Raw genomic sequence first — 26,227 nt, forward strand, 5'->3', positions numbered from 1 at the left:
GCCACCGCTCCCGCCGCTGCGCCGGCGCCCGCCGCCGCGGCGCCTGCCGCTCCGGCCGCCGCGCCCGTCAGCCCGGCTCCGGCCCGCATCTCCGCCGAGAACGGCCTGGACCTGTCGAAGGTCGCCGGCACCGGCAAGGACGGCCGCGTGACCAAGGGCGACGCTCTGGCCGCCCTGGAAGCCCGCGCCAGCGCCCCGGCTCCGGCCGCCGCCCCGGCCGCGCCGCGCGCCCTGCACGAACGCGAAGAGCGCGTGAAGATGACGCGCCTGCGCCAGACGATCGCCCGTCGCCTGAAGGAAGCCCAGAACACCGCCGCCATGCTGACGACCTTCAACGAGGTCGACATGAGCGCGGTGATGGCCCTGCGCGCCCAGTACAAGGACGTCTTTGAAAAGCGTCACGGCGTGAAGCTGGGCTTCATGTCGTTCTTCACCAAGGCCGTCGTGGCCGCGCTGAAGGCGATCCCGGACGTCAACGCCGAGATCGACGGCCAGGACGTGATCTACAAGAACCACTACGACATCGGCGTCGCCGTCGGCACCGACAAGGGCCTGGTGGTTCCGGTCGTCCGTGACGCCGACGTGCTGAACCTGGCCGAGATCGAAAAGACCATCGGCGACCTCGGCAAGAAGGCCCGCACCGGCGGCCTGGCCATCGAGGACATGCAGGGCGGCACCTTCACGATCACCAACGGCGGCATCTACGGCTCGCTGATGTCGACCCCGATCCTGAACGCGCCGCAGTCGGGCATCCTGGGCATGCACGCGATCAAGGAACGCGCCATGGTCATCAACGGCAAGATCGAGATCCGTCCGATGATGTACCTGGCCCTCTCGTACGACCACCGCGTCGTCGACGGCGCCGGCGCCGTGACCTTCCTGGTGAAGGTCAAGGAAGCCCTGGAAGATCCGCAGCGCCTGCTGCTGGACCTGTAAGGCCAGCGTCCATCCAGAACGACGAAGGGGCCGCAAAAGCGGCCCCTTTTTCTTTGCCCGCACAACCGGTGGCCGCTCGGCGAGCACTAACCTCCGTGTTGCAGATTTTTGCTTTATCAACCTGACATGGCGACCCGACATGCTTAAGCTTGGACTGAGTTCATCAGTTCGCTTGGATCACGCTTTCGCATGCGCACCCGTATTTCCGCCGCCCTGGCCGCGTTGAGCCTGCTTCTCCCTGCCACCGCCGCTATCGCCCAAACGAACGAACGCTACACCTACGACGCGCTCGGACGCCTCACCGCCGTGGATCGCAGTACGGGGAACGGCACGGTCTATGAGTACGACGCGGCCGGCAACCGGACCCGGGTCGCTCCCTATCAGGGCTATCGCAACGCCGACTTCAGCGCCGGCCTCGGCGACTGGCAGGTCGCCACCTGGCAGGCGCCGGGCCACATCGTCAGCGTCAACAATCCAGGCTGGCATGGCAACGGCAACAACGTCCTGTGGTCCTACATCCCGGGCCAGCCTTCCAACGCCCTGGTCGATGTCCGCTCGGGCTGGACCGCGGTCACTCCCGGACGGATCTACGACGTCTCGGTCTACGCCGCTGAGCATCGCGGCAAGGCGCATGGCCTGGTGGAATTCTACGCCGCCGACAAGGCGACCCTGATCTCTACGGTCCTCATGGACGGAACCGCCAGGGACGGCGGGGCCGCCGACGGCGCCCTCGCCAACTTCAACCAGTTGGGCGCGTTCGTCGCTGCGCCTGCGGGAGCGGCCTATACCCGCCTGAACCTCCGCCTGGCGTCCAACGGCGGAGAACACCCCTACGCCTTCTTCACCCGCCCGGCGCTTTCGATCGCGGTCCCCCAGCAGGAGGTCGTCAATCCGCGGTTCAAGTACGGCAACTTCGGCTGGTCCCTGGCGCTCGCGAACACCGGGCCCACCGCCATCGGCGTGAACAACCCCGGTTGGTACGGCAACGGCAACGACGTTCTGTTCCTGTATGTCGCTGGCGCGACGACGAACGGCCTGATGGATCTTCGTTCGGACTTCATGCCGGCGGAACCCGGAGCGACCTACGAGGCGTCGGTGGCCGCGGCCCAGCACCGGGGGCAAGCCCAGCTGCTGATCGAGTTCTACGCCGCCGACAAGACCACCGTCCTGGCCCAGACCGCCCTGCCGGGCTCGGCCCGGGAAGGCGGCGCGTCCAATGGCGACATCGCCAACTTCAACATCCTGGGCGGCTTCGTCACCGCCCCGGCGGGCGCGGCCTATCGTCGGCTGAACCTCCGCCTGCACACGACCGGCGGCCAGGACCCCCACGCCTTCTTCACGCGTCCGATCTCGCGCAAGGCCACCAGCGGCCAGCAGCAGCTGACCACCTGGTCGTCGCTCTACGGCTCCTAGAAGACGCGACCAAAGAAACGGGCGAGCGGCCGCAAGGCCCCTCGCCCGTCGTCCCTTCCCCTCGCGGGAGAAGACTATTCAGCGTCCCAGCGGAACGCCGCGTCGATCCAGTCGCCGATCCGGCCGTCGGGGCGAGCCAGGCCGTAGACCTGGGCCATCTCCTCGTCGGTCAGGGTAAAGTCGAAGATCGCGAAGTTCTCGGCCAGGCGGACCGGGTTCTTGGTGCGCGGAATGGTGATCACGCCCTGCTGCACCTGCCAGCGCAAGGTCACCTGCCCCGGCGTCTTGCCGTACTTGTCGCCGATCGCTTTCAGCACCGGATCGTCGCCGACCTTGCCCTGGGCCAGCGGCGACCAGGCGGTGATCGAGGCGCCCAACCTGTCGGCCGTAGCCCGCAGGGTCTTCTGCGACAGATAGGGGTGATACTCGACCTGGTTGGTGGCCAACGGGGCTTCCGACAGGCTCGCGGCCTCCTGCATCAGCGCCGAGGGAAAGTTCGACAGGCCAATGGCGCGCGTGCGGCCGTCGGCCTTCACCGCGTTCAGTGCGGCGATGGTCTCGACCAGCGCCGGCTTGGGCTTGGGCCAGTGCAGCAGCAGGAGGTCGACCTGGTCGACCCGGAGCTTCCTAAGGCTCTCGTCGACCGAGCGCTGCAAATCACCGTCGGCGAACTTGTCGATCCAAACCTTGGTGGTGACGAAGATCTCGCTGCGCGGCACGCCGGTAGCCGCCAGGGCCGCGCCCACGTCCTGTTCGTTGCCGTAGATCTGGGCGGTGTCCACATGGCGATAGCCGAGCTCCAGCGCCTTCTCGGTCACGCTCTGGGCCAGGCCGTTCTCCAGTTGGTAGGTGCCCAGGCCGATGGCGGGGATCTCGACATCGCCCGAACGGACGCCGGGGGTGGGGTTCGACATGGGAAGCTCCGCAAAATCTGGTCTGGCGGATATAGGCGCCCTCAGGCGCCTTCGTCATGGGCGCGGGCGACCTTCTTCGGCACGCAGGCGCGCCAGTGGCGCGCGAGCAGGCGCGTGACCGTTCCGGCCTCCACCGCCGACAGCCGCGCCAGCACCATGGGATAGTTCCGGTAGTGGTCGGTGACGTAGAACGCCTCGGGCGCGGCCTCGATCAGCATTTCGCGCTCTTCGAACGGCACGCCGGGCAGCACCAGGCTGTCGCCGTCCTCCTTCAGGCGGGTCAGGAACTTGCCGTTCGCCTTGAGGCAGGGATAGCCATAGGACGTCCCGTTCGCGACCAGCGGCAGGCAAAGGGCGAAGGCGCGGACCTCGTCATAGGTAATGGGCATGGGCGAAGCTCCCTTCCCGCGACTATAGAGAGGCTATGAGCGCGGAAAACACCCTGAAGACGCCGATCCTCGTGCTGGGGGCCACCAGCCTGATCGGGACCTTCCTGATGCAGCGGCTGCAGGCCGACGGCCACGAGCCGATGGGGCTGTCGCGCCGGCCACCGGGAGGCGACGCCTGCTGGATCGACGCCGACCTCAAGGCCGACGACCTGGCCGAACAGCTGCCCGGCGCGGCCACGGTGTTCTCGCTGTCGCCGATCTGGCTGCTGCCGGTGGTGCTGCCGCTCCTGAAGGCGCGGGGCATGAAGCGCCTGGTGGCCTTCTCCTCGACCAGCCGCTTCACCAAGCAGGACTCGCCCGAGGCCTCCGAGCGCGCCGTGGCCAAGGCCCTGGCCGACGCCGAGGCCGCCGTCGAAGCCTTTTGCGCCGAGCACGGCGTGGCCTGGACCATACTGCGCCCCACCCTGATCTACGCCGAGGGCCGCGACGGCAACGTCAGTCGCCTGGCCGGCCTGATCCGTCGCTTCAAGGTGCTGCCGCTGTCGGGATCGGGCGACGGCCTGCGCCAGCCGGTCCATGCCGACGACCTGGCCGCCGGGGCCATCGCCGCCGCAAGCGCGCCCGCCGCCTTCGACCGGTCCTACGCCCTGGTCGGCGGCGAGACCCTGCCCTATCGCGAGATGGCCCGCCGGGTGTTCGAGGGCCTGGGCCGCCGGCCGGCGATCCTCGTGCTGCCGCCCTGGCTTTTCGGCCTGCTGCTGACCCTGGCGCGGCCGTTCTTCCCCGGCGCCACGGCGGCCATGGGCGCGCGGATGAGCCAGGACCTGGCGTTCGACTCGGCCGATGCGGTCAGGGATTTCGGCTGGGCGCCGAGGGATTTCAGGCCTCGGTTCTGATGAACCTCCCCCTGTGGGGGAGGCGGCCGAAGGCCGGAGGGGGGACGTTTTCAGCTGCCGCTGGCGGGGCCGATTCAGCAGAAACTCCCCCCACCGATCGCTACGCGATCGCCTCCCCCACAGGGGGAGGCCCCGTCATCTTCAAGCCAACCCCGCCCTTCCATAATACAGCATCACTGCCGTCGGCCGCTTCAGCCCGCGGCGGATTCTCGGGCCGAACTTGGTCGCTGAAAGCAGGCGCTGGACCATCGCCTCGTCGCCGGCCCGGCGGAACGCCCTGGCCGAGGCCGACCACAGGGCCGTGGTCGCCGGATGCGGCAGGACGACGCCGGCCGCCAAGCCCAGGGCCAGGAGGCTCCAGCCGAAGGCGCGGTTCAGGATCGGGTCGGGACGGGTCATTGGATGTCTCCTTTCATGGGGTGGAGGAGGACCGCCGGGCTGGGCGGGTGGCGGTCCTTTCGGGCCGCCGAGCGAGCGTCTACTCGGCGGCGATGGGGGCCGCGTCGAACGCGATCCCCAGTCTCGAAGCCACGCCCGCGGCGTAGGCCGGGTCGGCGCGGTGGAAGTGAACGAGCTGCCGGCGCACGATCGCTTCCGGCACGCCCTGCATGGCCGCGGCGATGTTGCCGAACAGCTGGGCCTGCTGGTCCGGGCTCATCAGCCGGAAGAGCGCGCCCGGCTGGGCGTAGTCGTCATTGCCGGCGCGGTGATCGAACCGGTCGGCGTCGCCGTATAGGCGCAGCGGCGGCTCGGCGGCTGCAGCATCCTGTACCGGCCCGCCGAAGCTGCTGGGCTCGTACCAGGCCTGCGTCCGCTTCGGCGCGTCGAAGCGCATGGCGCCGTCGGCGTGGTAGTGGTTCACCGGACAGCGCGGCCTGTTGACCGGCAACGCCTCGTAATGCGTGCCCACCCGGTAGCGATGCGCGTCGGCATAGGCGAACAGCCGGCCCTGCAGCACCTTGTCGGGCGAGAAGCCGATCCCAGGCACGATGTTCGACGGCGAGAACGAGCTCTGCTCGACCTCGGCGAAGTAGTTGTCCGGGTTGCGGTTCAGCTCCAGCACGCCGACCTCGATCAGCGGGAAGTCGGCATGCGGCCACACCTTGGTCAGGTCGAACGGATCGAAGGCCGTCTCGCGCGCCTGGGCTTCCGTCATGATCTGCACCTTCAGGGTCCAGCGCGGGTAGTCGCCGCCCTCGATGGCCTCGAACAGGTCGCGCTGGGCGCTCTCGCGGTCGCCCGCGATCACCGCATCGCCCTCGTCGTTGGTCCAGGTGCGAATGCCCTGCTGGGACTTGAAGTGGAACTTCACCCAGACGCGCTCATTGGCGTCGTTGATGAAGCTGTAGGTGTGGCTGCCGAAGCCGTGCATGTGGCGATAGCCCTGCGGCAGGCCGCGGTCCGAGAACAGGATCGTCACCTGGTGCAGGCTTTCGGGCGAAAGGCTCCAGAAATCCCACATCGCCGTGGGCGAGCGCAGGTTCGACACCGGATGGCGCTTCTGGGTGCGGATGAAGTCGGGGAACTTCAGCGGATCGCGGATGAAGAAAACCGGGGTGTTGTTGCCCACCAGGTCCCAGTTGCCCTCCTCGGTATAGACCTTCAGGGCGAAGCCGCGCACGTCGCGCTCGGCGTCGGCCGCACCGCGCTCGCCGGCCACGGTGGAAAAGCGCAGCAGCACTTCGGACTGGGCGCCCGGCTGCAGGGCCTTGGCTTTCGTATAGGCGCTGATGTCGTGGGTGATGGTCAGCGTACCGTAGGCGGCCGAGCCCTTGGCGTGGACCACGCGCTCGGGGATGCGCTCGCGGTTCTGGTGCGCCAGCTTCTCGATCAGCTGGTAGTCCTGCATCAGCAGCGGGCCGCGCGGGCCGGCCGACAGGCTGTTCTGGTTGTCCGCGACGGGCGCGCCGGCCGTGGTGGTCAGGATGGTCTTGGTCATGTCGCCCTCGTCGAATGTCGTAGCGCCACTGTCGCCAGCGGCGTTCGATAAATCCAACTGATCGTTTTTCTCGGCAGGATCGGAAAGTTCTATCGAACATTAGCGCGGGCGATCACCCGGTTCTTGGAAGGACGCATCGGCTCGACCCGAGGGGCGCGGCGGTTTAAGCCAAGCCGCATGACCGCCATCCTGCCCGACGCCGCCGCCGCCAACTGGGTCGACCGCTACGCCCCGCAGTCCCTGCGCCCGTGGCTGAAACTGGGACGCTTCGACCGTCCGGCGGGCATCTGGCTGCTGATGCTGCCCGGCTGGCAGGGCATCGCCCTGGCGGCGGCCGAAAAGGGCCAGCTGCCAAACCCGTGGCTGCTGATCGCCTTCTTCGTCGGGGCGGCGCTGATGCGGGCGGCCGGCTGCGCCTTCAACGACATCGTCGACCGAGACTTCGACGCCCAGGTGGCCCGCACGGCCCTGCGCCCGATCCCGGCCGGCCTGATCACCGTCAAGCAGGCCTGGCTGTTCCTGGTCGGCTGCAGCCTGACCAGTTTCCTCATCCTGATCTGCCTGGGCTGGGTGGCCATCGGCCTAGGCGTGGCCTCGCTGGTGCTGGTGGCCGGCTATCCGTTCATGAAGCGGATCACCTGGTGGCCGCAGGCGTGGCTCGGCCTGACCTTCAACTGGGGCGCTCTCCTGGGCTACGCCGCCGCCACCCACACCCTGTCGTGGTCGGCCGCCCTGCTCTACGCCTCGGGCGTCTTCTGGACCCTCGGCTACGACACGATTTACGCCATCCAGGACATCGAGGACGACGCCCTGGCCGGCGTGAAGTCTTCGACCCGGCGCCTCGGCTCCAAGGTCCGCGAGGGCGTGGCGATCTTCTACGTCCTGGCCTTCGTGCTGGCCCTGGCGGCCGCCTGGGTCGGGGGGCTGGGTCCGCTGTTCCTGCCGCTGCTGGGCCTGTTTGGCCTGCACCTGTCGCGCCAGGCCTTCGCCACCAATGTCGACGACGGCCCCGGCGCGCTGAAGATCTTCAAGTCCAACGCCCAGGCCGGCGCGATCCTGGTTCTGGCCCTGGTGGCCGGGCTATGGACGCCAGCGGGGTTCTGAGGAACCTCCCCCTCTGGGGGAGGCGGCCGAAGGCCGGTGGGGGGCCGTTTTCAACCGCCGCCGAGGTGGCCGATTTCGTGATCCCTCCCCCCACCGATCGCTGACGCGATCGCCTCCCCCAGAGGGGGAGGTTCCTAGAACGGCCCCGCTCGATAGATCCGCTCCATCGAGCGTTCCAGCTCGCCCAGCCGGCGGTCATAGGCCCGGTTCAGGCAGGCGCGGTTGGCCTTGCAGCCCGCGCGATCGTTCAGCCAGGCCTGCTGCCCGTCCATCAGCGCGCCGCGCGCGCCCATGCCCATGGTGCGCTTGTTGATGTCGTAGAGCACGCTCATCCGCACGTCCTTGTTGTCGAGGCCGCGATCGGCGCAGATCGCCCGCTCGTCGGCTCGCCGGGCCTTGGCGCAGTCGAAGCTGGCCGCCTGCGCGGCTCCTGCAAGACCGAGGAAGACGAGAGCGGCGGCGATCGGCAAGCGCATGAAAACCCTCCGGAAACGGACGTGACCTAACGGCATTCTGTCGGGCTGAACCTGAATGTGCGATGATCCGTTCCATGGCCGTCGCCGCTCGCATCAAGCCGCAGGAGCTGTTCGCGCCCGAGGAATGGGCCCGCCTGTCGGCGCGCTCGTCCTGGCGCGGGATCGCCATGGTCGCCCATGCCTGGGCCGTGATCATGCTGGCCGGCGCCCTTTTCGTGATCTGGCCCAACCCGCTGACCTACATCCTCGCCGTCATGCTGATCGGCGCGCGGCAGCTGGGTCTCGCCATACTGATGCATGAGGCCGCTCACGGCGGCCTGCACCCCAACCTCAAGGTCAACGACTGGCTGGGCGAGTGGCTGTGCGCCGCCCCGCTGGGCGCCGCACTGAACAGCTACCGCCCCTATCACCTGACCCACCACAAGTTCGCCCAGCAGGCCGAGGACCCGGATCTGGTGCTCTCGGCCCCGTTCCCGACCACGCGCGCCTCGCTGCGCCGCAAGATCGTCCGCGACCTGACCGGCCAGACCTTCTTCAAGCAGCGGTTCGGGCCGATCATCGCGGGCCTGAAAAGGCGCAGCGACGGCCAGGCCCCCGGCGCGATCTTCGCCCGCGCGGCGGCCGGCCAGAAGCGGTTCCTGCTGATCAACCTGGCCATGCTGGTCGCGCTCAGCGCCGCCGGCCTGTGGTGGGCCTGGCTGGCGCTGTGGCTAGTTCCGATGGCCACCTGGTTCCCACTGGTCACCCGCCTGCGCAACATCGCCGAGCACGCCCTGGTGGCCAAGGACGAACCCGACCCGTTCCGCCACGCCCGCACCACCCGCGCCAGCTGGCTCGAACGGGCCCTCGTGGCGCCCTACCACGTCAACTTCCACGCCGAGCATCACCTGTTCATGCACGTGCCGTGCTGGAACCTGCCGCGCGCGCACCAACTGCTGCGGAAGAAGGGGCTGACGGAAGGCATGCTGACCGCGCCGGGTTATCTGACCGTGCTGAAGGCGGCCTCAGCCGGCAAGACCAAGGCCGCCTGAGAACGATCAGCCGCAGGATTTGGCGGTGTGCAGTTCCTTCAGAACCGCCTTGCGCTTGACGACCAGTTCCTCGGCCTTGTCGGCGTCCATGTAGTTGCCGACGGCGGCAGGCCAGAACAGCAGCACGGCGGCGACGTTGGCTTTGCTGACGCCCTTGTTGTGCTGAGCCTTCTCAAGGATCCCGTCCAGCTCCTTGTCCTGGGACGCGATTTGCTGGCAGGTCAGGCTCGCGTCCGACAGCTGCGTGGTGGCGACCTTGGTGTTGGTGGCGCACGCGCCAAGGCTCAGCATCGCCGCGCAAGCGGCGAGCACGATCTTCGTCTTCATGATAGTTCCCCCAAACGGTCTTTCACGGCGCTTCGCGATGGACGAAGCTTAGCCGTAAAGAACGGCGTTATTGGCCCCACCATGGCGCGAGTCGTCAAGATCAAACCGCCTATATGGCGAGTATCCTGAAACGAATCATGATCGTCCAGACCCTGGAAGGCCGCCGGGCCTTCATCGCCGACAACACCCGCCTGCTGCCCACGCCGCACGCGCCCGAGCTGGTGCTGCACCTGGCCGACGAGATCACGCCGCTGTGGAAGCTGACCGAGGAGGCGCTGGAGGAAATCGGCCTGCCGCCGCCGTTCTGGGCCTTCGCCTGGGCGGGCGGCCAGGCCCTGGCGCGCTACGTGCTCGACCATCCGCAGATCGTGCGCGGCAAGACCGTGATCGACTTCGCCACCGGCTCGGGCATCGTCGCCGTCGCGGCCATGAAGGCGGGCGCAAAGAGCGTGCTGGCGGCCGACATCGACGTCTTCTGCGAGGCCGCCGTGGCCATGAATGCAAATGCCAACGGCGTCGAGATCGCCTTCACCGACGCCAACCTGCTGGACGCCCCGCCACCGGCGGCCGACGTGCTGCTGGCCGGCGACATCTGCTACGAGGGCCCCATGGCGGCGGCGGTCATGGCCTGGCTGGCGCAGGGCCGCGCGGCCGGCGCCACGGTGCTGGTCGGCGACCCTGGCCGCACCTACTTCCCCAAGGACGGCCTCGAAAGGCTGGCCGAATACCAGGTGCCGACCACCCGCGAGCTGGAAGACCTGGCGATCAAGCGCACCAGCGTCTGGACTCTGCCCTGAGCGGAAGCTAGAACATAATGAGAACATTCTGAGAGGTGCGCCGATGCGCGAAGACGGCAAGATCGATTACATCGAGTGGGCGGGCGGCGAGCTGCCGGCGACCAAGGCCTTCTACGCGGCCGCCTTCGGCTGGAGCTTCACCGACTACGGTCCCGGCTACACCGCCTTCGAGGGCCAGGGCGCCGACGGCGGCTTCGTGGGCGACGTGACCGAAGAGCCGGCCAAGCCGCTGGTCATCCTCTACGCCAACGACCTGGAGGCCATGGAATCCAAGGTCGTCGCCGCCGGCGGCGTGGTGGTGAAGCCGATCTTCGAATTCCCCGGCGGCCGCCGCTTCCACTTCATCGACCCGGCCGGCAACGAACTGGCCGTCTGGAGCGCGACGGGGTTCGAGTAAAAGATCCTTCCCCTCTGGGGGAGGTGGCCCGGAGGGCCGGAGGGGGGACGGTTTCAACCGCCGCAGCCTTCACCGGCCTCCCCCCGCCGATCACTACGCGATCGCCTCCCCCACAGGGGGAGGTCCCGTCATTCTCGGAAAGCCCGACGCCGAAACCCGGCAGCAGCCTGTCGGCAGGACGTTTCTTATCGGCCCCAACAGGCCTATCTAGCCGCCCATGAGCGATTTCGACGACGAGGATGATGGCGCGGGCAAGCGCCGGGCGCTGTCCAACGGCCAGGTGCTGGGTTTCCTGGCGCGGTTCTGGCTGCGCCGCAAAGCGATCTTCGCCGCCGGCGTGGTCCTGACCCTGGTGGCCGTGGCTTTCGACCTGGCCCTGCCGTGGGCCTCGGGCAAGCTGATCGACGTGGTCGCCGCCGGCCAGAAGAGCCAGGCCTGGGGCGCCTGGGCGGCCTTCGTCGGCGTCTACCTGGCCTTCTCGCTGATCCGCAACCTCGCCCACCGCTTCTGGATTCCGCTGGCGGCCCGCAATATGGAGGAGATGACCAACGAGGGCTTCGCCCGCGTGCAGGCCTTCTCGTCCGACTGGCACGCCGACAGCTTCGCCGGCGCCACAGTGCGCAAGCTGACCCGCGCCATGTGGGGCTATGACAGCGTCACCGACGCCTTCACGATCTGGCTCGTGCCCAGCCTGATCGTGCTGGTCGGCCTGTCGGTGATGATGCTGGTGCGCCAGCCCCTGGCCGGTGCGATCTCGCTGGTCGTGGTGGTGCTGTACCTGGCGGTGAACCTGTGGATCACCGAGCGCTATGTCCGTCCGTCGAACCTGAAGTCCAACGCGCTGGACTCCGCCATCGGCGGGGCCCTGGCCGACGCGGTGACCTCCAATCCGACCGTCAAGGCGTTCGGCGCAGAGGCCCGCGAGACCGAGCGCCTGGCGCAGGTCACCGCCGCCTGGCGCGACGCGGTGATGGTCACCTGGAACCGCTTCACCGACGTGTGGCTGGGCCAGAACCTGCTGCTGGTCGTGCTGCAGGCGGGCCTTTCGGGCGCCATGGTCTGGGCCTGGCTGCAAGGCAAGGCCGGCCCAGGCGACGTCGCCTTCGCCATCACCGCCTTCCTGCTGATGAGCGGCTACCTGCGCAACATGGGCGAGAACATCCGCATGCTGCAGAAGGGCCTCGACGACAGCGAGGACGCCGCCGCATGGGCCCGGCTGACCCCGCAGATCGCCGATCAGGCGGGCGCTCCCGACTTCGTCCCCGGTCCGGGCGAGATCGCCTTCCAGGGCGTGACCTTCGCCTACCGCAACGCCGGCGCGCCGCTGTACGACCGCTTCTCGCTGGACATCGCGCCGGGCGAGAAGGTGGCCCTGGTCGGCCCGACGGGGTCGGGCAAGTCGACCTTCGTCAAGCTGATCCAGCGCCTGCACGACCTGCAGGGCGGGCGGATCCTGATCGACGGCCAGGACGTGGCCCGCGTGACCCAAGGGTCCTTGCGCCGCGCCATCGCCGTGGTGCCGCAGGACCCGGCCCTGTTCCACCGTTCCCTGCTCGACAACATCGCCTATGGCCGCCCCGACGCGACCTTCGACCAGGTGGTGGAAGCGGCGAAGAAGGCCCGCGCCCACGAGTTCATCCTCAAGCTGCCGCATGGCTACGACACCCTGGTGGGCGAGCGCGGCATCAAGCTGTCGGGCGGCGAGCGCCAGCGCGTGGCCATCGCCCGCGCCTTCCTCACCGACGCCCCGATCCTGGTGCTGGACGAGGCCACCTCGTCGCTCGACGTCGAGACCGAGGCCCTGGTGCAGGAAGCCGCCGAGGCGCTGATGCAGGGCCGCACCACGATCGTCATCGCCCACCGCCTGTCGACCGTGCGCGGCGCCGACCGCATCCTGGTGTTCCAGAACGGCCGGGTCGTCGAGGAAGGCCGCCACGCCGACCTCAAGGCCGCCGGCGGGGTCTATGCGCGACTGAACGCAGTCAGCGAGGGGGCGGCCTGAGAGCTCACGGCTTCTGCACCGGCTCGATCTTGGGCGGGCAAGTCTTGAGCTCGGGCAGGAAGCGCAACGTTCCAGACGGGCCGGCAAGATCGCGAACTGCCGGAACCGTCGCCTCCAGCGCGCCCTCGCGGACGGCGGCAGTGAAGTCGAAGCCTTCGCACGGCGTGGTATAGACGCCGATCTTGCGCCAGCCGTCGGTCGGCGACTGGCTGAACACCTCCAGCGCCCAGCGGTTGGTCATCAGGACCTCGGGCGCGCCGTCGCCGGTGACGTCGACAAGGCGGGCCTCGCAGGTCGCGCCGGCCTGCAGGCAGTTGCTGTCGGAACCCATGCTGCGCATGGCCTCGGCGAAGCCCTTCGGGGGGACCTCGCCCTTTGGATAATAGGTGATCCTGGGCGGCCGCGCCGCCGGCTCGGGCTTCGGATCGCGCAGATAGGGCCGCTCCTTCATGGCCCCGGCCTCGCGCGCCCGCCTGGCGACGACGGGATCGGCGTTGGCCTTCAGCCGGTCGAGCGCCTCGCGGCCGAAGCGGGCCGAGTCGAAGCGCAGGAACAGAAAGTCGAACGCCTCGGCCTTGACCGCACCGCGCTCCAGCCGCCGGACCTGGTCACCGACCGACAGCCTGCGCGGATCGGCCACGGGAGAGAACAGCGCCAGCAACAGGCCGACGGCCACGAAGGCCATGGCGATGTTGGTCGTCTCGAGCGACTTCATCCAGGCGCCGCGTCGCAGGGCGGCGGTCGCGTAGCCGATCGCATAGCCGGCGGCCACGACGACGCACGCGGCGGCGATCACCCGCTCGGGCGTCAGGCCGTACTGGGTCACCCGCAGCCAGACCGCATAGGCCGCCAGCGCCGTGATCGGGGCCAGCAGCAGCCCGGCCGCACGCGCGGCCCAGGCCAGCACGGCGGCCGGCCTCTCAGAGCCGTCCTGATAGGCGGCGTTGGTCAGCACGATCAGGAACGCCGCCGCGACCAGCAGCAGGGCCGCAGCCGCCTTGGTCGCCCACAGCGGCGCCAGTCCGGTGAACGGCAGGCTCGCCAGGAAGCCGCCGGCGATCAGCGCCATCAGCGGCAGCAGCCAGGCCAGCAGGGTCAGCGAAACCGTGCGCACCCCGCGCACCAGATTGGCCCGCACGTCGGTCAACTGCACGGCGGCGGCGAACACCACGGTGGTGGCCGGGAATGAGAAGAACTCCTGCTCAATCAGCCTCTGGATGGCGTCGATGCCGATCAGCTTGAACAGCTGGGCGGCCAGGAACAGCAGCAGCCAGAAGGCGCCGGTGAACAGCAGCGACAGCACCAGTTGCACGCCGTGCTTCCAGGTGACGTCGAAGTAGGTGGCGAAGCGGGCGATCGGCCGCCGCTCCATGTCGGCCGGCTGCACCAGGTGGTGGCCGATGAACAGCACCGCGGCGATGGCGCAGAACACCGGCGGATCAGGCAGGATCCGCGTGTAGTCCCCCGCATGGCGGTAATAGGTTGCGACCCAGATGTCGTAGGCGCTCAGGCCCGCCGCGACGATCACCGCGCCCAGCTTCCAGACGGCCAGGGTGCGAAGGCGCAGGCTCGACGCCCCGGCCAGCACCACGAACGGCGCATAGAGCACGGCCAGGCCAATGGCGGCGAACAGCATGGGGTGGATGGCCGGCCAGGCCTTGCGCTCGCCCGCCTCGTAGAGGCCGTAGAGCAGCAGACCCTGCGCCAGCCCCGTCGCCAGGCGCACCAGCGACGCGCGCCGGACGGCCTTGGGGTCGACGGTCTCGATCGCGGCGTCAGTCATCATACGTTCCACTCAACCATGAAAGGCGTTCGCAACTGAGCACAGCCGACATGCGCCGCCTAGGACGAAGCTTGGCCTGCATCCAATCTCCACATTCCCTTGATGGCCCGGCGAAGGCCCTGCCGCCTTGCCCCGACGCACCGCCGCTTCTAGGTTCCGCGCCGTTCCAGGAGTTTCCCCGCCCATGGCCTACCGCTCGCTTCGCGAATTCATCGACGTGCTGGAGGCCCAGGGCGAGCTGGTGCGGGTGAAGGAACCCGTCTCGTCGGTCCTGGAGATGACCGAGATTCAGACCCGCCTGCTGGCGACCGGCGGTCCGGCGGTCTTGTTCGAGCATGTGCTGCTGCCCGACGGGTCGCGCTCGCCCATGCCAGCCCTGGCCAACCTGTTCGGCACGGTCAAGCGCGTGGCCATGGGCGTGACCCTGGGCGGCGAGCCCCGCACCACCGCCGGCGAGCTGCGGGAGGTGGGCGAGCTTCTGGCCTTCCTGCGCCAGCCCCAGCCGCCCAAGGGCCTGAAGGACGCCATCGACATGCTGCCGCTGGCCAAGACGGTGCTGTCGATGCGTCCGGGCACGGTCAAGAAGGCGCCCGTGCAGGAGGTCGTCCTGACCGGCGACCAGATCGACCTTGCCAGGCTGCCGGTGCAGACCTGCTGGCCGGGCGAGCCCGCGCCGCTGATCACCTGGGGCCTGGTGGTCACCAAGGGCCCCAGCGACGACCGCGAGGACGACTTCAACCTCGGCATCTACCGCATGCAGGTGCTGGGCAAGGACAAGGCGATCATGCGCTGGCTGGCCCATCGCGGCGGGGCCCAGCACTACGCCCGCCACAAAAAGGCCGGCAAGAAGGAACCCCTGCCCTGCGCCGTCGTGCTGGGGGCCGATCCCGGCACGATCCTGGCCGCCGTGACGCCGGTGCCCGACACCTTGAGCGAATATCAGTTCGCCGGCCTGATGCGCGGCGCCAAGCTGGACCTCGTCCCGTGCAAGACCGTGCCGCTGATGGTCCCGGCCCAGGCCGAGATCGTGCTGGAGGGACACGTCCTGCTCGACGAGTACGAGGACGAAGGCCCCTACGGCGACCACACCGGCTACTACAACAGCGTCGAGAAGTTCCCGGTCTTCCAGGTGACCGCGATCACCATGCGCAAGGACCCCATCTACCTGACCACCTTCACCGGCCGTCCGCCGGACGAGCCCTCGGTGCTGGGCGAGGCGCTGAACGAGGTGTTCATCCCGCTGATCCGCCAGCAGTTCCCCGAGATCGTCGACTTCTGGCTGCCGCCCGAGGGCTGCTCCTACCGCATCGCCGTGGTGTCGATGAAGAAGGCCTATCCGGGCCACGCCAAGCGGGTGATGCTGGGCGTGTGGAGCTATCTGCGCCAGTTCATGTACACCAAGTGGGTGATCGTCGTGGACCACGACATCAACGCCCGCGACTGGAAGGACGTGATGTGGGCGATCAGCACCAAGATGGATCCGGCGCGGGACATCACGGTGATCGAGCACACGCCTATCGACTATCTCGACTTCGCCAGCCCCGTCAGCGGCCTGGGCTCCAAGATCGGTCTGGACGCCACCGACAAGTGGGAGCCGGAGACCAATCGCGAGTGGGGCGAGGAAATCCGCATGGACCAGTCGGTGGTCGATGCGGTCAGCGAGAAGTGGTCGCGCCTGGGCCTGCCGGGCGAGGGCAAGCCGATCTGGAAGACGAAGTAGAAAGCCCCTCCGGCCCTCCGGGCCACCTCCCCCAGCGGGGGAGGATCTGGAAGCGCCGCGCCACCCCTCTGGGGGAGCTGTCGCGGAGCGACCGAGGGGGTCTTGGCGGGGGGAATGGAAATGAAGACTCTAACCCTGGCGGCCCTGGCCGTCGCACTGATGGCGAGCACGGCGATGGCGCAGACCCCCACCACCAAGAAGCCCTGGGACGAAGCCTTCCTGCCCCCGGCCCCGCAATGGCAGGGCGCCAGCCAGGCGCTGATCCGCGACGGCTCCGATCCCTGGGTCACCGCCTTCGAGGCCGATCCCGGTCACGACTTTTCCCCCAACTACGTCGACACCCGCGCGTGGTTCGACAAGCTGGACAAGGCCAGCAAGCTGGTGCGCGTCGAGGACTTCGGCGTCTCGCCCGAGGGCCGGCCGATCTTCGCGGTGATCGCCAGCAAGGACGGCGAGAAGCTCGATCCCAAGAAGCCGCTGCTGCTCGTTCAGTGCGGCATCCACCCCGGCGAGATCGACGGCAAGGACGCCGGCATGATGCTGCTGCGCGACATGGCGTTTCACGGCAAGGGCGCCCTGCTCGACAAGGTCAACCTGGTGCTGATCCCGATCCTGTCGGTCGACGGTCACGAACGCTCGGGCCCCTATTCGCGCCCCAACCAGCGCGGGCCGCGCACCCAGGGCTGGCGCAACACCGCCACCAACCAAAACCTGAACCGCGACTTCATGAAGCTCGACCAGCCCGAGATGCAGGCGCTGAAGCGGCTTCAGGCCAAGTACCGCGCCGACCTGTACGTCGACGTCCACGTGACCGACGGCATGGATTACCAGTACGACGTGACCTACGGCTACAACGGCGAGGACGGCGTGTGGTCGCGCTCGCCGGCTACGGCCAAGTGGCTGGACGAGGCCTTCAAGCCGGCCATGAACCAGAGCCTGGAGGCCGAGGGCCACATCCCCGGCGAGCTGGTGTTCGGCATCGACGAGCGCAACCCCAAGGCCGGCCTGTCGGACGGGGGCTTAGGGGAGCGCTTCTCCAACGGCTGGGGCAGCGCCGCCCACGTGCCGACCATCCTGATCGAGAACCATAGCCTCAAGCCCCACGCCCAGCGGGTGCTCGGCACCTATGTCTTCATCGAGACGGCGCTGAAGCTGCTGGCGCAGAAGGGCGACAGCCTGCGCACCGCGATCGCCGCCGACAGCGCCCTGCGTCCGGCGACCATCCCGGCCAACTTCGTCGCCGACGACAAGCCGAGCGTGACCCGCGCCTTCAAGGGCATCCGCTACGAGACCTATGACAGCCCCGCATCGGGCGCGACCGAGATCCGCTGGCTGGGACAGGCCGATCCCGAACTCTGGCAGCTGCCGTTCTACAGCTCCCACCCACCCTCCAGCTGGCCCGCCCCAAGGCCTACTGGGTGCCCAGCTATCGCGCCGACATCATCGAGCGGCTGAAGCTGCATGGGGTGAAGGTCGAGACCCAGGACGCGTCCAGGACCGTCTCCGTAGAGATGATCCGCCTCGTCGAGCCCAAGCTCGCCCCGCGCGCCAACGAGGGCCACGTCCAGATGAGCGTCGAGCAGGTGACGACGGAAAGCCGAGACTGGACCTTCCCCAAGGGCTCGGTGCGGGTGTCGACCGACCAGCCGCTGGGCGACCTGGTGGTCCTGCTGCTCGAGCCGCAGTCGAGCGAAAGCGTCTTCGCCTGGGGCATGGTGCCCGAGGTGCTGAGCCGCGTCGAATATATCGAGCCCTACGCCATCGCCCCGCTGGCCGAGAAGATGATGGCCGCCGATCCGGCGCTGAAGGCGGAGTTCGAGGCCAAGCTGGCCGCCGAGCCCAAGTTCGCCGCCGATCCCGACGCGCGCCTGGCCTGGTTCTACAGGCGCACGCCCTTCTACGATCAGCGCCACCTGCTCTACCCGATCGCCCGGGAGAAGTAGGGGGGCAGGGCGCCGGCCTTCAGTCGTCGAGGCCGACGATCTCCTCGGCCCGGCGGGTGACCGCCGACAGGCGGTCGGCCCAGTCCTCGGCCAGGGCGTCGGGATCATCGCCCCGGCCCGCGCCCGTGGGGCCGTCCCAGACCATGGCGGCCTTGGCGAAGGGCAGCGGGATCAGGGTGCGGTCCCACGAGCCCAGGCGGATGCAGGGCTTGGCGGCCAGGCCCACGAAGATCACCGGCGCGCCGGTGACGCGGGCCAGGGACGGCGTGCCCTTCTCCATGTGTTCGGCCGGGCCGCGCGGGCCGTCCGGGGTGATGGCGATGCCGCCGCCGTCCTTCACCCACTTGACCATGTCGCGGAAGGCCTGCTCGCCATGCTTGTTCTTGGCGAGATCCGTCTTCTTGGCCGAGGAGCCGCGGATCGACGGGAAGCCCAGCTTCTCGACCGTGCGGGCGATGAACTCGCCGTCGTTGGACAGCGAGATCAGGGCGCGCATGTCCTGCCGGGCGGGGCTCTGGGGCCAACTGAGCGGCGACATCGGGATGCGCGAATGCCAGAAGCAAAGGATCGCGCCCGTGCCCTTGGTGCGTCCCTGCGCCCAGACGGCCTCGGCCTTGTCCTGGCCTTCGATCGTCATGCGCAGCGTCATGAAGACCAGCTTGGAGTAGCCGGCGAAGATCGAGGACAGGATCTTGATGACCAGGGGGGAACGCAGAGGCCTCAAGAGGCGGTCTCCTCGGAATCCGGAGTGGGGGCGTGGTCGAGGTCCTGCGCCTTGGCGAGGCGCGAATACAGGCCCTTGGCGCGGACGAGGCCGGCGTGGGTTCCGGTCTCGACGACGCGGCCCTTGTCGATGACGTAGATGCGGTCGGCGTGCTTCACGGTCGACAGCCGGTGGGCGATCAGGATGGTGGCGCGGCCGGCCATCAGGCGCTCCAGCGCCGCCTGCACCAGGGCCTCGCTCTCGGTGTCGAGCGCGCTGGTGGCCTCGTCGAGCAGCAGGATCGGGGCGTTCTTGAGGAAGGCGCGGGCGATGGCGATGCGCTGGCGCTGGCCGCCCGACAGGCGCGCGCCGGCCTCGCCGACGCGGGTGTCATAGCCTTCGGGCAGGGCGGAGACGAAGTCGTGGGCGGCGGCCTGGCGGGCGGCGGCCTGGATCTCGTCGTCGCTGGCGCCGGGCTTGGCGTAGGCGATGTTGGCGCGGATGGTGTCGTCGAACAGGAACGGCTCTTGCGTCACCAGGGCGATGCGGTCGCGCAGGCTCGCCAGGGTCACCGAGCGCACGTCGTGGCCGTCGATGCTCACCGAGCCGCCGACGACGTCGTAGAAGCGCGGGATCAGGTTCAGGATCGAGCTCTTGCCTCCCCCCGACGGGCCCACCAGCGCTACGGTCTCGCCCTTGCGCACGGTCAGCGACACGTCCGACAGGGCCGGCGCGCTTTCCCCGTAGGCGAAGTCCACATGGTCCAGGCTCACCGAGCCGTCGCCGGGCGGCAGGACCGGAGCGCCGGCGGGATCGACGATGGTCGCCTTGACGTCGAGGGCCGCGAAAAGGCGGCGGGAGGCGGTGAAGCCCTCGGCCATCACCGTCTGCAGGTTGGTCACCTGGCGCAGCGACTGGCCCGCGGCCATCAGCGCGGCCAGGAAGGCGGTGAAGTCGCCGGCGGTGATGCCGCCGGTCATGGCGCGCCAGCCTGTGTAGAGCAGCACCAGGGCGACGATGATGGTCGTGAAGGCCTCGGTGGCCGGGGCGGCCATCGACTTGGCGTTGCTGCCCTTGACCAGGTGCTTCTGGCGCCGCGCGATGACCTCGCCGACCCTTGCCTCCTCGTCGGCCTCGCGGTTCTCGATCTTGACGATCTTGATGCCGTCAAGGCTCTCCATGATCGCCGTCGACAGGTTCGAGGTCTCGCCCATGGCGCCCTTGGCGGCCTTGGTGGTCTTCCTGGAGAAGCGGCGGGTGATCAGGCTGACCACCGGTGCGATCAGCAGCACTGCGCCGGTCAGGATCGGGTCGTACCAGAACATCGTGCCGATGGCGCCGATGACCACCAGGCTCTCGCGCACGTAGTTCACGACGCCCGTGGTCGAGGCCTCGCGGATCAGGCCGGCGTCATAGAGCACCGAGGCGACGTACGAGCCCGAGTGGGCGCCGCGCAGCCGCGCCAGGTCGGCGCGGACCAGCCGGCGAAACAGCCCCACCTGGACGTCGCCGACGATGCCGTTGCCGATGCCGTTGATGATCCGGGCCTGCAGCACCTGGAAGACCGCGCGGAAGACGGCGATGCAGGCGATCGCCAGCGGGATGGTCCAGATGGCCTGCCGCGTCGGATGGGTGATCAGCTTGTCCACCGCCGGGCCGACCAGCCACAGCAGGAGCGCGGTGAGGCCGGCCACCAGCGCGGCGCAGACGACCGACACCACGAACCCCTTCCAGCGCGGCCGCAGGTAGTCGCGCCATACCCGCGCGGCCAGGGCGCGGTTGGAAAGCTCGGTCGCGGGCGCATCGGTCATGGGCGAGGGGTCGGATTTCGTGGGGAGACTGTCAAGGACGCCGGCGCCGCACTTTTGGATTTAAAGCGTGGCGGGCGCCGAAACCGCTGACACTTTCGGCTGCCACGCTTTGCCGGGTCAAACGACGCGGGGGTTTTGCAAATATCCCCCGTGGGCCCTATCTAGGCGCGTTTTCAGAGGATCGCCACTTGGCCGGTTTCGACCTTTCCACGCGCTGGGGGCGCTTCAAGACCTATCTCCACTTCCTGTGGAACGACCACGCATACCTGCGCGTGGGCTTCACCAACGCCCACTGGATCAGCCCCGAACTGGTGCGCACCAACCAGCCCTGGCCGTTCCAGCTGGCCTGGTGGAAGAAGCAGGGGATCAAGACGGTGGTCAACCTGCGCGGCGGCTTCGACGGCAGCTTCTACGCGCTGGAAAAGGACGCCTGCGAGCGCCTGGGCATCAAGATGGTCGATTTCGTGATCACCTCGCGCGAGGTGCCGATCCGGCAGCGGGTGCACGGCGCCAGGGAACTGTTCGAGACGATCGAATATCCGGCCCTGATCCACTGCAAGTCGGGGGCCGACCGGGCGGGCATCATGAGCGTGCTCTACGCCCACTATCGCCTGGGCCTGCCGATCGAGGAGGCCAAGAAGCAGCTGTCGGGCCGCTACCTCCACATCAGGGAGGGCAACACCGGGGTGCTCGACTACACCTTCGACCAGTATCTGGAGAAGGGCGCGCCCAAGGGGCTGACCTTCACCCAGTGGGTCGACAGCGACGACTACGATCCGGTGGAAATGAAGAAGACCTTCCGCGCCGGCATGCTGGGCAAGGTGCTGACCGACAAGCTGCTGCGGCGGGAATAGACGTCAGGAACCTCCCCCCGTGGGGGAGGTGTCGGCGAAGCCGACGGAGGGGGGAGGATCCGCCGAGGTTGCGGCCGCTCCCCCCACCGGCCCTTCGGGCCGCCTCCCCCACAGGGGGAGGTTCTTCAAGGATTAGTCCGCGCTCGGGTCCAGCAGCTTGTGGGCGTGGATGATGAAGTAGCGGGCGTGGGCGTTGTCGACGGTGGCCTGGGCCTTGGCCTTCCAGGCGGCGTGGGCGTCGTTGTAGGTCGGGTAGGCGCCGACGAATTCGACCTTCGACAGGTCGCGGAATTCGATGCCGGCGACATCCTTCAGTTCGCCACCGATCACGATATGAAGAAGCTGCTTGTCGGACATGGGGGAGCAAGATCCTGCGGAGTTTTTGATTATGGCAGGTCGATATGCCCGACGCGTGACAGGATCAACGGGTGAAGCGCCCTATTCGCGCAAACCAGGCTCGGAACCGTCGGATTCGGCCGATTGTAGGCGAATTTTCGGCCGAGGTGATCGGTAAGCAACGCTCCGGCCTCGCCGCAGATCAGGTCGGCGGCGGCCAGGTCCCACTCGCTCTTGGGGGTCAGGGCGATGGCGGCGTCGAAGGCGCCGGCCGCCACCAGGCAGATGCGGTAGGCGATCGAGTTGCGGGCCTCGACCCGCATGGCCGGCCAGGGCGTGGGCCAGGCCGGGTGGGCGAACATCTTGGCGTCGCCCAGCATGGCCGCGCCGTCCAGCGTGGTGGAGAGGCTGGGAGCGAGAGGCGCGCCGTTCATCGTCGCGCCGCCGCCGGCGATCGCCGCATAGGTCTCGTCTAGGGCCGGGGCATGGACGACGCCGGCGACCGGCCGGCCGTCCTCGACCACCGCCACCGAGACGGCGAACCAGGGCTTGTCCTTCATGAAGGCGACCGTGCCGTCGATCGGGTCGACCACGAACTGGCGGCCGGTTGTCAGGCGGGCCGGGTCGTCCACCGTCTCCTCCGACAGCCAGCCGTAGTCGGGCCGGGCCGCACGCAGCCGCTCCTTCAAGAGGGCGTCGACGGCCAGGTCGGCGTCGGTGACCGGCGAGCCGCCGTCCTTCGACCAGATCTTCACGCCCTTGGCCCGGGCCGCCAGGGCCAGGGCGCCGGCCTCGCGGGCAGCGTCGAGGATCAGGTCGAGGTCGCTCATCATTTGCCCGCGATCGCCAGGCCGTCGACCAGCAGGGACGGGCTGTTGCTGGCGCCGCGCAGCTCCAGGTCCGACCCCACCACCAGCCGGCCGTAGATGTCGATCAGGTTGCCGGCGACGGTGATCTCGGTGACCGGATAGGCCAGCTGGCCGTTCTCGAACCAGAAGCCCGAGCAGCCCACCGACCAGTCGCCTGTGTTGCCGTTCAGCGAGGGGCCGAACATCGAGGTGATGAAGAGGCCGTCCTTGGCCTGGCCCATCAGGCCGGCCAGGTCCAGCTCGCCCGGCTCCAGGGTCAGGTTGTGGGTCGAGACGCCCGGCGCCCCGGCCGAGCCGCGCGAGGCGTGCCCCGTGGTCTCCAGGTTCAGCTGGCGGGCGCTGGCGCTGTTGAGCAGCCAGGTGGTCAGCACGCCGTCGTCGACCAGGGCGCGGCGCACGGTGGTCACGCCCTCGTCGTCGAACGGAGCCGAGCCCAGGCCGCGCACGCGGTGCGGGTCGTCGGTCAGCTGCACGCCGGCGGCGAAGATCTTCTGGTTCAGCTTGTCCTTCAGGAACGAGGTGCCGCGGGCGATGGCCGGGCCGGAGATGGCCCCGATCAGCGGGCTGATCAGCGACATGGCCAGGCGGTTCTCGAAGATCACCGGGGCGGTGGTCGAGCCGATCTTGCGCGCGCCCAGGCGAGCGACAGCCTGCTGGCCGGCCTTGGCGCCGATGGTCTCGGGCGAGGGCAGGTCCTCCGCATGCCGCACCGAGCGGCCCTCGCCGCCGCGCTCCATGCCCGCGCCCTCGCCGGCGATCGCCGAGGCCGAGACGCCAAAGCCCGTGGCGGCGTGCTGGCCGGAGAAGCCGTCGCTGGTGACCAAGCGCCAGACGGTCGAACTCCAGCTCGACGAACCGCCGTCGGAATTGGTCACGCCCTCGATGGCGCGGGCGGCGGCCTCGGCGGCGCGGGCCTGGCCTTCCAGGGTCTCGGCTGAGGGCTCGTAGGCGTCGATCAGATCAAGGTCGGGGAACGGGCCCTTGGCCAGGCGGTCCTTCGGCGCGAAGCCGGCATAGGGATCCTCGGGGGCCAGGCGGGCCATGGCGACGGCGCGCTCGACCAGCTTGGCGCGAGCCTCGGGGCTGACGTCGGAACCGGAGACGGTGGCGCTGCGGCGGCCGACGAAGACGCGCAGGCCAAGGTCCTTGGCCTCCTCGCGCTCGACTTCCTCCAGCTCGCCCAGGCGCACGCCCACGGAAAGGGACTGGCGCTCGGCGAACACGGCCTCGGCGGCGTCGGCCCCGGCCTTGCGCGCGGCGGCGACGACGTCATGCAACAGGTTTTCGTCCATGGCGTCTTATGGCGAGGCGGGAGAGGCGGAGCAAGCGCCGCCCTCCGGTTTTAGGGAATAGCGTAGAACAGCAGGATCACGCCGCCGAAGACATAGGCCAGCCAGGTGCAGATCATGCCCACGGCGCGCGGCACCGAGACGCCGCCGCTGCGCGACAGGCCGACGGCGTGGACCAGGCGGCCGGCGAACAGCACCAGGCCCACGCCGTGGATGGCGACGGCCGGGGCGCCGACCACGGCCAGCACCGCCAGGATGCCCAAGCCGGTGGGGACGTACTCGCTGGCGTTGCCGAAGGCTCGCACGGCCTGGGCCAGTTCGGGCACGCCGCCGTCGCCCAGCGCCACCTTGTGCTTCTGGCGACCGCGCACGACCAGCAGAGACAGCACCAGCAGCAGGAAGACATGCAGGCCGGCCCAGAGAGCGGCGGCATGGCCGGAAGCGGAAACGTCCATCGACGGACCCTTCGTACAGAAAGCGGGGCCGCATAAGGCCCTGGCTTGTAAGCCGATGGCAACTGGTGACGTGACGGAAGCTTGGCCTTTGAAGCGCTATCGCAGGCTGTAGCCGCCGTCGGTGAACAGGGTGGTTCCCGTCGTGAAGCCGTTGGTCAGCAGGAACAGCACCGCCTGGGCGATCTCGGCTTCGGTCCCTGGGCGACCGACCAGCGAGCCGGCGGCCTGGCCGGCGAAGGCGGCGTCGCGGATCGGCGCGGGGCGGCGGGCCCAGAGGTCGCCGTCGATCGTGCCCGGCGCGATCACGTTGACCCTCGCCGGGGCCAAGTCGACCGCCAGGCCGCGCCCGAAGGCCTCGATCGCGCCGTTGGCGGCGGCGTAGAGCGCAGCCCCCTTCGGCGGCCGGGCGCTGGCCGCGCCCGACATCAGCACCACCGAGCCGTCGGGCGCGAGCTTGGGCGCGGCGGCCCGCACGCAGCGCACCTGACCCCAGAACTTGCCGTCGAACGGCGAGGCGATGGCCGCCTCGTCGGGATGGTCGAAGGGCGCGATCGCGTAGCTGGCGGCCGGCGTGAACAGGTGGTCGAGCCGCTCGATGCGGTCGAAGAAGGCCGCCACGGACCGGGCGTCGAACACGTCGACCGCCGCCGCCCGGGCGTTGGCGCCCAGCCCTTCGCAAGCGACCTCCAGCCGCCCTGACGAGCGCCCGCCAAGCACCACGCTTCCGCCGCCCTCGACGAAGGCCTTCGCCGTCGCCAGCCCGATCCCCGAGCCGCCGCCGATCACCACCAGGGTCTTGTCATCGTATCGCATGGCGCAACGCTAGGCGGCGCCGTGGGCGGACGAAAACGACTTGAATTCCGATCATTGCGGACTTCAGATCGGTAATGTCTTCGATCCCCTCCCTCGACAGCTACAGCGGCGTGCGGGCCTTCGTGGCCGTCGCCGAGCACCGCGGCTTCGCGGCCGCGGCCCCGATGCTGGGCCTGTCGCCGTCGGCGGTGGGCAAGGCCGTCGCCCGGCTGGAGGCGCGGCTGGGCGTACGCCTCCTGGCCCGCACCACCCGCAGCGTCGCCCTGACCGAGGACGGCCGCCTCTATCACGCCCGTTGCGTGGCGGCCCTGGCCGGCCTGGCGGACGCCGAGGCCGAGCTGAGGCAGGGACGGAGCGAGCCCTCGGGCCTGCTGCGCGTGGCCCTGCCGCCGTTGCTGGGCCGGACCTTCGTCATGCCCGTGCTGCTGGACCTGGTCGCCCGCTGGCCGGCCCTGCGGCTGGAGGCGAGCTTCGACGCCGCGCCCGTCGACCTGACCGCCGGGGGCGTCGACCTGGCGGTGCGGATCGGGCGGCTCGACGACCGCGCGGGCCTTTCCGCCCGGCCGCTGGGCGTCCAGCGGCGGGTGGTCTGCGCGACCCCGGCCTATCTCGACGCGCGCGGACGCCCCGGGACCGTGCAGGATCTCGCCGCCCACGACTGCCTGGCCGAGGCCCGCGACGGCCGCCCCGCGCCCTGGCCCTATGTCGACGCAGACGGCGCGGCGCGCAGCTTGGCGGTCGATGGCCGGGTGCGGATCGGCGACGCCCAGATGCTGGCGCAGGCCGCCCTGGCCGGCGCGGGGATCGCCATGGTCCCGCGCTGGCTGGTGGCCGAGGACCTGGTCGCCGGCCGGCTGGAGGCGGTGCTGGATGGAGTGTTCGACAGCCCCCTGCCCGTCAGCCTCGTCTGGCCGCGCACGCCCTGGCCCAGCGCCAGGCTGCGAGCGGCGATCGATGCCCTGGTCGACCGCTACGCCGCCCGGCCGCCCTGGGCGGTCTGAACCGTCTCGCGCGCCGCGCTTCCGCAGAA

The 26,227-nt window shown here is 69.3% G+C and carries 25 protein-coding genes and 1 pseudogene; 12 read left to right on the top strand and 14 right to left on the bottom strand.

What is annotated here, in order from left to right; translation table 11 throughout:
* A partial coding sequence (odhB, locus tag DDF67_RS18115) for a 2-oxoglutarate dehydrogenase complex dihydrolipoyllysine-residue succinyltransferase (RefSeq protein WP_109102251.1) occupies positions 1-936 on the top strand: 936 nt, incomplete at its 5' end.
* A 189-nt stretch (positions 937-1,125) separates the two neighbouring features.
* Complete coding sequence (locus DDF67_RS18120) at positions 1,126-2,349, top strand: RHS repeat domain-containing protein (RefSeq protein WP_109102252.1); 1,224 nt, start codon at positions 1,126-1,128, stop codon at positions 2,347-2,349.
* Positions 2,350-2,423: 74 nt separating this feature from the next.
* Here DDF67_RS18120 and DDF67_RS18125 read toward each other — a convergent pair whose 3' ends face one another.
* Together DDF67_RS18125 and DDF67_RS18130 are read right to left on the bottom strand one after the other, a co-directional pair.
* A complete protein-coding gene (locus DDF67_RS18125) occupies positions 2,424-3,263 on the bottom strand; it encodes an aldo/keto reductase (RefSeq protein WP_109102253.1) in 840 nt (279 codons plus the stop codon).
* Positions 3,264-3,304: 41 nt separating this feature from the next.
* The gene (locus DDF67_RS18130) at positions 3,305-3,652 is read right to left on the bottom strand and encodes an MmcQ/YjbR family DNA-binding protein (RefSeq protein WP_109102254.1); all 348 of its coding nucleotides are present in this window, start codon (positions 3,650-3,652) and stop codon (positions 3,305-3,307) included.
* A gap of 35 nt (positions 3,653-3,687) precedes the next feature.
* Here DDF67_RS18130 and DDF67_RS18135 point away from each other — a divergent pair, with 35 nt between their 5' ends.
* Positions 3,688-4,548: an NAD-dependent epimerase/dehydratase family protein gene (locus tag DDF67_RS18135; protein ID WP_109102255.1), complete on the top strand. Its 861-nt coding sequence runs from the start codon at positions 3,688-3,690 to the stop codon at positions 4,546-4,548.
* A 141-nt stretch (positions 4,549-4,689) separates the two neighbouring features.
* On the opposite strand, the gene DDF67_RS18140 is transcribed toward DDF67_RS18135, so the two are convergent.
* Positions 4,690-4,947: a hypothetical protein gene (locus DDF67_RS18140; RefSeq protein WP_109102256.1), complete on the bottom strand. Its 258-nt coding sequence runs from the start codon at positions 4,945-4,947 to the stop codon at positions 4,690-4,692.
* Positions 4,948-5,026: 79 nt separating this feature from the next.
* The gene (locus DDF67_RS18145) at positions 5,027-6,487 is read right to left on the bottom strand and encodes a catalase (protein ID WP_109102257.1); all 1,461 of its coding nucleotides are present in this window, start codon (positions 6,485-6,487) and stop codon (positions 5,027-5,029) included.
* Between the two features lie 177 nt (positions 6,488-6,664).
* Between DDF67_RS18145 and ubiA the strand changes: the two genes are divergently transcribed.
* The gene (gene ubiA / locus DDF67_RS18150; protein WP_109102258.1) at positions 6,665-7,591 is read left to right on the top strand and encodes a 4-hydroxybenzoate octaprenyltransferase; all 927 of its coding nucleotides are present in this window, start codon (positions 6,665-6,667) and stop codon (positions 7,589-7,591) included.
* A 134-nt stretch (positions 7,592-7,725) separates the two neighbouring features.
* Here ubiA and DDF67_RS18155 read toward each other — a convergent pair whose 3' ends face one another.
* Positions 7,726-8,067: a lysozyme inhibitor LprI family protein gene (locus DDF67_RS18155; protein WP_109102259.1), complete on the bottom strand. Its 342-nt coding sequence runs from the start codon at positions 8,065-8,067 to the stop codon at positions 7,726-7,728.
* Between the two features lie 74 nt (positions 8,068-8,141).
* Between DDF67_RS18155 and DDF67_RS18160 the strand changes: the two genes are divergently transcribed.
* Positions 8,142-9,098, top strand: a complete 957-nt coding sequence (locus DDF67_RS18160) for a fatty acid desaturase family protein (RefSeq protein ID WP_109102279.1) — start codon at positions 8,142-8,144, stop codon at positions 9,096-9,098.
* A gap of 6 nt (positions 9,099-9,104) precedes the next feature.
* Here the strand turns inward: DDF67_RS18160 and DDF67_RS18165 are convergent, their stop codons facing one another.
* Complete coding sequence (locus tag DDF67_RS18165; RefSeq protein ID WP_109102260.1) at positions 9,105-9,425, bottom strand: hypothetical protein; 321 nt, start codon at positions 9,423-9,425, stop codon at positions 9,105-9,107.
* 137 nt (positions 9,426-9,562) lie between these two features.
* Between DDF67_RS18165 and DDF67_RS18170 the strand changes: the two genes are divergently transcribed.
* From DDF67_RS18170 to DDF67_RS18180, 3 genes are all read left to right on the top strand, one after another.
* Complete coding sequence (locus DDF67_RS18170; RefSeq protein ID WP_109102261.1) at positions 9,563-10,222, top strand: class I SAM-dependent methyltransferase; 660 nt, start codon at positions 9,563-9,565, stop codon at positions 10,220-10,222.
* 43 nt (positions 10,223-10,265) lie between these two features.
* On the top strand, positions 10,266-10,619 hold the full coding sequence (locus DDF67_RS18175) for a VOC family protein (protein WP_109102262.1): 354 nt from the start codon (positions 10,266-10,268) through the stop codon (positions 10,617-10,619).
* 217 nt (positions 10,620-10,836) lie between these two features.
* Entirely contained in the window at positions 10,837-12,621 is a 1,785-nt protein-coding gene (locus tag DDF67_RS18180) for an ABC transporter ATP-binding protein (protein WP_109102263.1), read from the top strand.
* Positions 12,622-12,625: 4 nt separating this feature from the next.
* Here the strand turns inward: DDF67_RS18180 and DDF67_RS18185 are convergent, their stop codons facing one another.
* Positions 12,626-14,404: a DUF4153 domain-containing protein gene (locus tag DDF67_RS18185; RefSeq protein ID WP_109102264.1), complete on the bottom strand. Its 1,779-nt coding sequence runs from the start codon at positions 14,402-14,404 to the stop codon at positions 12,626-12,628.
* Positions 14,405-14,588: 184 nt separating this feature from the next.
* Between DDF67_RS18185 and DDF67_RS18190 the strand changes: the two genes are divergently transcribed.
* On the top strand, positions 14,589-16,124 hold the full coding sequence (locus tag DDF67_RS18190) for a UbiD family decarboxylase (protein ID WP_109102265.1): 1,536 nt from the start codon (positions 14,589-14,591) through the stop codon (positions 16,122-16,124).
* Positions 16,125-16,244: 120 nt separating this feature from the next.
* Positions 16,245-18,067: pseudogene (locus DDF67_RS18195) on the top strand (M14 family metallopeptidase).
* A gap of 19 nt (positions 18,068-18,086) precedes the next feature.
* Here the strand turns inward: DDF67_RS18195 and DDF67_RS18200 are convergent.
* Together DDF67_RS18200 and DDF67_RS18205 are read right to left on the bottom strand one after the other, a co-directional pair.
* The gene (locus DDF67_RS18200; RefSeq protein WP_109102266.1) at positions 18,087-18,791 is read right to left on the bottom strand and encodes a lysophospholipid acyltransferase family protein; all 705 of its coding nucleotides are present in this window, start codon (positions 18,789-18,791) and stop codon (positions 18,087-18,089) included.
* Positions 18,788-20,581, bottom strand: a complete 1,794-nt coding sequence (locus DDF67_RS18205; protein WP_109102267.1) for an ABC transporter ATP-binding protein — start codon at positions 20,579-20,581, stop codon at positions 18,788-18,790. Before DDF67_RS18205 ends, DDF67_RS18200 begins: the two co-directional genes overlap by 4 nt.
* A 188-nt stretch (positions 20,582-20,769) precedes the next feature.
* Here DDF67_RS18205 and DDF67_RS18210 point away from each other — a divergent pair, with 188 nt between their 5' ends.
* On the top strand, positions 20,770-21,435 hold the full coding sequence (locus DDF67_RS18210) for a fused DSP-PTPase phosphatase/NAD kinase-like protein (protein WP_109102268.1): 666 nt from the start codon (positions 20,770-20,772) through the stop codon (positions 21,433-21,435).
* Positions 21,436-21,567: 132 nt separating this feature from the next.
* Here DDF67_RS18210 and DDF67_RS18215 read toward each other — a convergent pair whose 3' ends face one another.
* The 5 genes from DDF67_RS18215 to DDF67_RS18235 form a co-directional block, all read right to left on the bottom strand.
* Complete coding sequence (locus DDF67_RS18215; RefSeq protein WP_101711007.1) at positions 21,568-21,792, bottom strand: DUF4170 domain-containing protein; 225 nt, start codon at positions 21,790-21,792, stop codon at positions 21,568-21,570.
* 29 nt (positions 21,793-21,821) lie between these two features.
* Complete coding sequence (locus DDF67_RS18220) at positions 21,822-22,601, bottom strand: 3'(2'),5'-bisphosphate nucleotidase CysQ (RefSeq protein WP_109102269.1); 780 nt, start codon at positions 22,599-22,601, stop codon at positions 21,822-21,824.
* On the bottom strand, positions 22,601-23,932 hold the full coding sequence (locus DDF67_RS18225) for a TldD/PmbA family protein (RefSeq protein ID WP_109102270.1): 1,332 nt from the start codon (positions 23,930-23,932) through the stop codon (positions 22,601-22,603). Before DDF67_RS18225 ends, DDF67_RS18220 begins: the two co-directional genes overlap by 1 nt.
* Before the next feature lie 50 nt (positions 23,933-23,982).
* Complete coding sequence (locus DDF67_RS18230) at positions 23,983-24,384, bottom strand: MAPEG family protein (RefSeq protein WP_109102271.1); 402 nt, start codon at positions 24,382-24,384, stop codon at positions 23,983-23,985.
* A 96-nt stretch (positions 24,385-24,480) separates the two neighbouring features.
* On the bottom strand, positions 24,481-25,197 hold the full coding sequence (locus tag DDF67_RS18235; RefSeq protein WP_109102272.1) for an SDR family oxidoreductase: 717 nt from the start codon (positions 25,195-25,197) through the stop codon (positions 24,481-24,483).
* A gap of 74 nt (positions 25,198-25,271) precedes the next feature.
* Between DDF67_RS18235 and DDF67_RS18240 the strand changes: the two genes are divergently transcribed.
* Positions 25,272-26,198, top strand: a complete 927-nt coding sequence (locus DDF67_RS18240) for a LysR family transcriptional regulator (RefSeq protein WP_109102273.1) — start codon at positions 25,272-25,274, stop codon at positions 26,196-26,198.
* Positions 26,199-26,227: the final 29 nt, after the last annotated feature.

The sequence above is a fragment of the Caulobacter endophyticus genome (genome assembly GCF_003116815.1).
GTDB lineage: Bacteria > Pseudomonadota > Alphaproteobacteria > Caulobacterales > Caulobacteraceae > Caulobacter > Caulobacter endophyticus.

Bases quoted from the DNA above. Each gene is read 5' to 3' on its own strand.
- DDF67_RS18120 (WP_109102252.1), top strand. From the start codon at position 1,126: ATGCGCACCCGTATTTCCGCCGCCCTGGCCGCGTTGAGCCTGCTTCTC.
- DDF67_RS18125 (WP_109102253.1), bottom strand. From the start codon at position 3,263: ATGTCGAACCCCACCCCCGGCGTCCGTTCGGGCGATGTCGAGATCCCC.
- DDF67_RS18130 (WP_109102254.1), bottom strand. From the start codon at position 3,652: ATGCCCATTACCTATGACGAGGTCCGCGCCTTCGCCCTTTGCCTGCCG.
- DDF67_RS18135 (WP_109102255.1), top strand. From the start codon at position 3,688: ATGAGCGCGGAAAACACCCTGAAGACGCCGATCCTCGTGCTGGGGGCC.
- DDF67_RS18140 (WP_109102256.1), bottom strand. From the start codon at position 4,947: ATGACCCGTCCCGACCCGATCCTGAACCGCGCCTTCGGCTGGAGCCTC.
- DDF67_RS18145 (WP_109102257.1), bottom strand. From the start codon at position 6,487: ATGACCAAGACCATCCTGACCACCACGGCCGGCGCGCCCGTCGCGGAC.
- ubiA (WP_109102258.1), top strand. From the start codon at position 6,665: ATGACCGCCATCCTGCCCGACGCCGCCGCCGCCAACTGGGTCGACCGC.
- DDF67_RS18155 (WP_109102259.1), bottom strand. From the start codon at position 8,067: ATGCGCTTGCCGATCGCCGCCGCTCTCGTCTTCCTCGGTCTTGCAGGA.
- DDF67_RS18160 (WP_109102279.1), top strand. From the start codon at position 8,142: ATGGCCGTCGCCGCTCGCATCAAGCCGCAGGAGCTGTTCGCGCCCGAG.
- DDF67_RS18165 (WP_109102260.1), bottom strand. From the start codon at position 9,425: ATGAAGACGAAGATCGTGCTCGCCGCTTGCGCGGCGATGCTGAGCCTT.
- DDF67_RS18170 (WP_109102261.1), top strand. From the start codon at position 9,563: ATGATCGTCCAGACCCTGGAAGGCCGCCGGGCCTTCATCGCCGACAAC.
- DDF67_RS18175 (WP_109102262.1), top strand. From the start codon at position 10,266: ATGCGCGAAGACGGCAAGATCGATTACATCGAGTGGGCGGGCGGCGAG.
- DDF67_RS18180 (WP_109102263.1), top strand. From the start codon at position 10,837: ATGAGCGATTTCGACGACGAGGATGATGGCGCGGGCAAGCGCCGGGCG.
- DDF67_RS18185 (WP_109102264.1), bottom strand. From the start codon at position 14,404: ATGACTGACGCCGCGATCGAGACCGTCGACCCCAAGGCCGTCCGGCGC.
- DDF67_RS18190 (WP_109102265.1), top strand. From the start codon at position 14,589: ATGGCCTACCGCTCGCTTCGCGAATTCATCGACGTGCTGGAGGCCCAG.
- DDF67_RS18205 (WP_109102267.1), bottom strand. From the start codon at position 20,581: ATGACCGATGCGCCCGCGACCGAGCTTTCCAACCGCGCCCTGGCCGCG.
- DDF67_RS18215 (WP_101711007.1), bottom strand. From the start codon at position 21,792: ATGTCCGACAAGCAGCTTCTTCATATCGTGATCGGTGGCGAACTGAAG.
- DDF67_RS18220 (WP_109102269.1), bottom strand. From the start codon at position 22,601: ATGAGCGACCTCGACCTGATCCTCGACGCTGCCCGCGAGGCCGGCGCC.
- DDF67_RS18225 (WP_109102270.1), bottom strand. From the start codon at position 23,932: ATGGACGAAAACCTGTTGCATGACGTCGTCGCCGCCGCGCGCAAGGCC.
- DDF67_RS18230 (WP_109102271.1), bottom strand. From the start codon at position 24,384: ATGGACGTTTCCGCTTCCGGCCATGCCGCCGCTCTCTGGGCCGGCCTG.
- DDF67_RS18235 (WP_109102272.1), bottom strand. From the start codon at position 25,197: ATGCGATACGATGACAAGACCCTGGTGGTGATCGGCGGCGGCTCGGGG.
- DDF67_RS18240 (WP_109102273.1), top strand. From the start codon at position 25,272: ATGTCTTCGATCCCCTCCCTCGACAGCTACAGCGGCGTGCGGGCCTTC.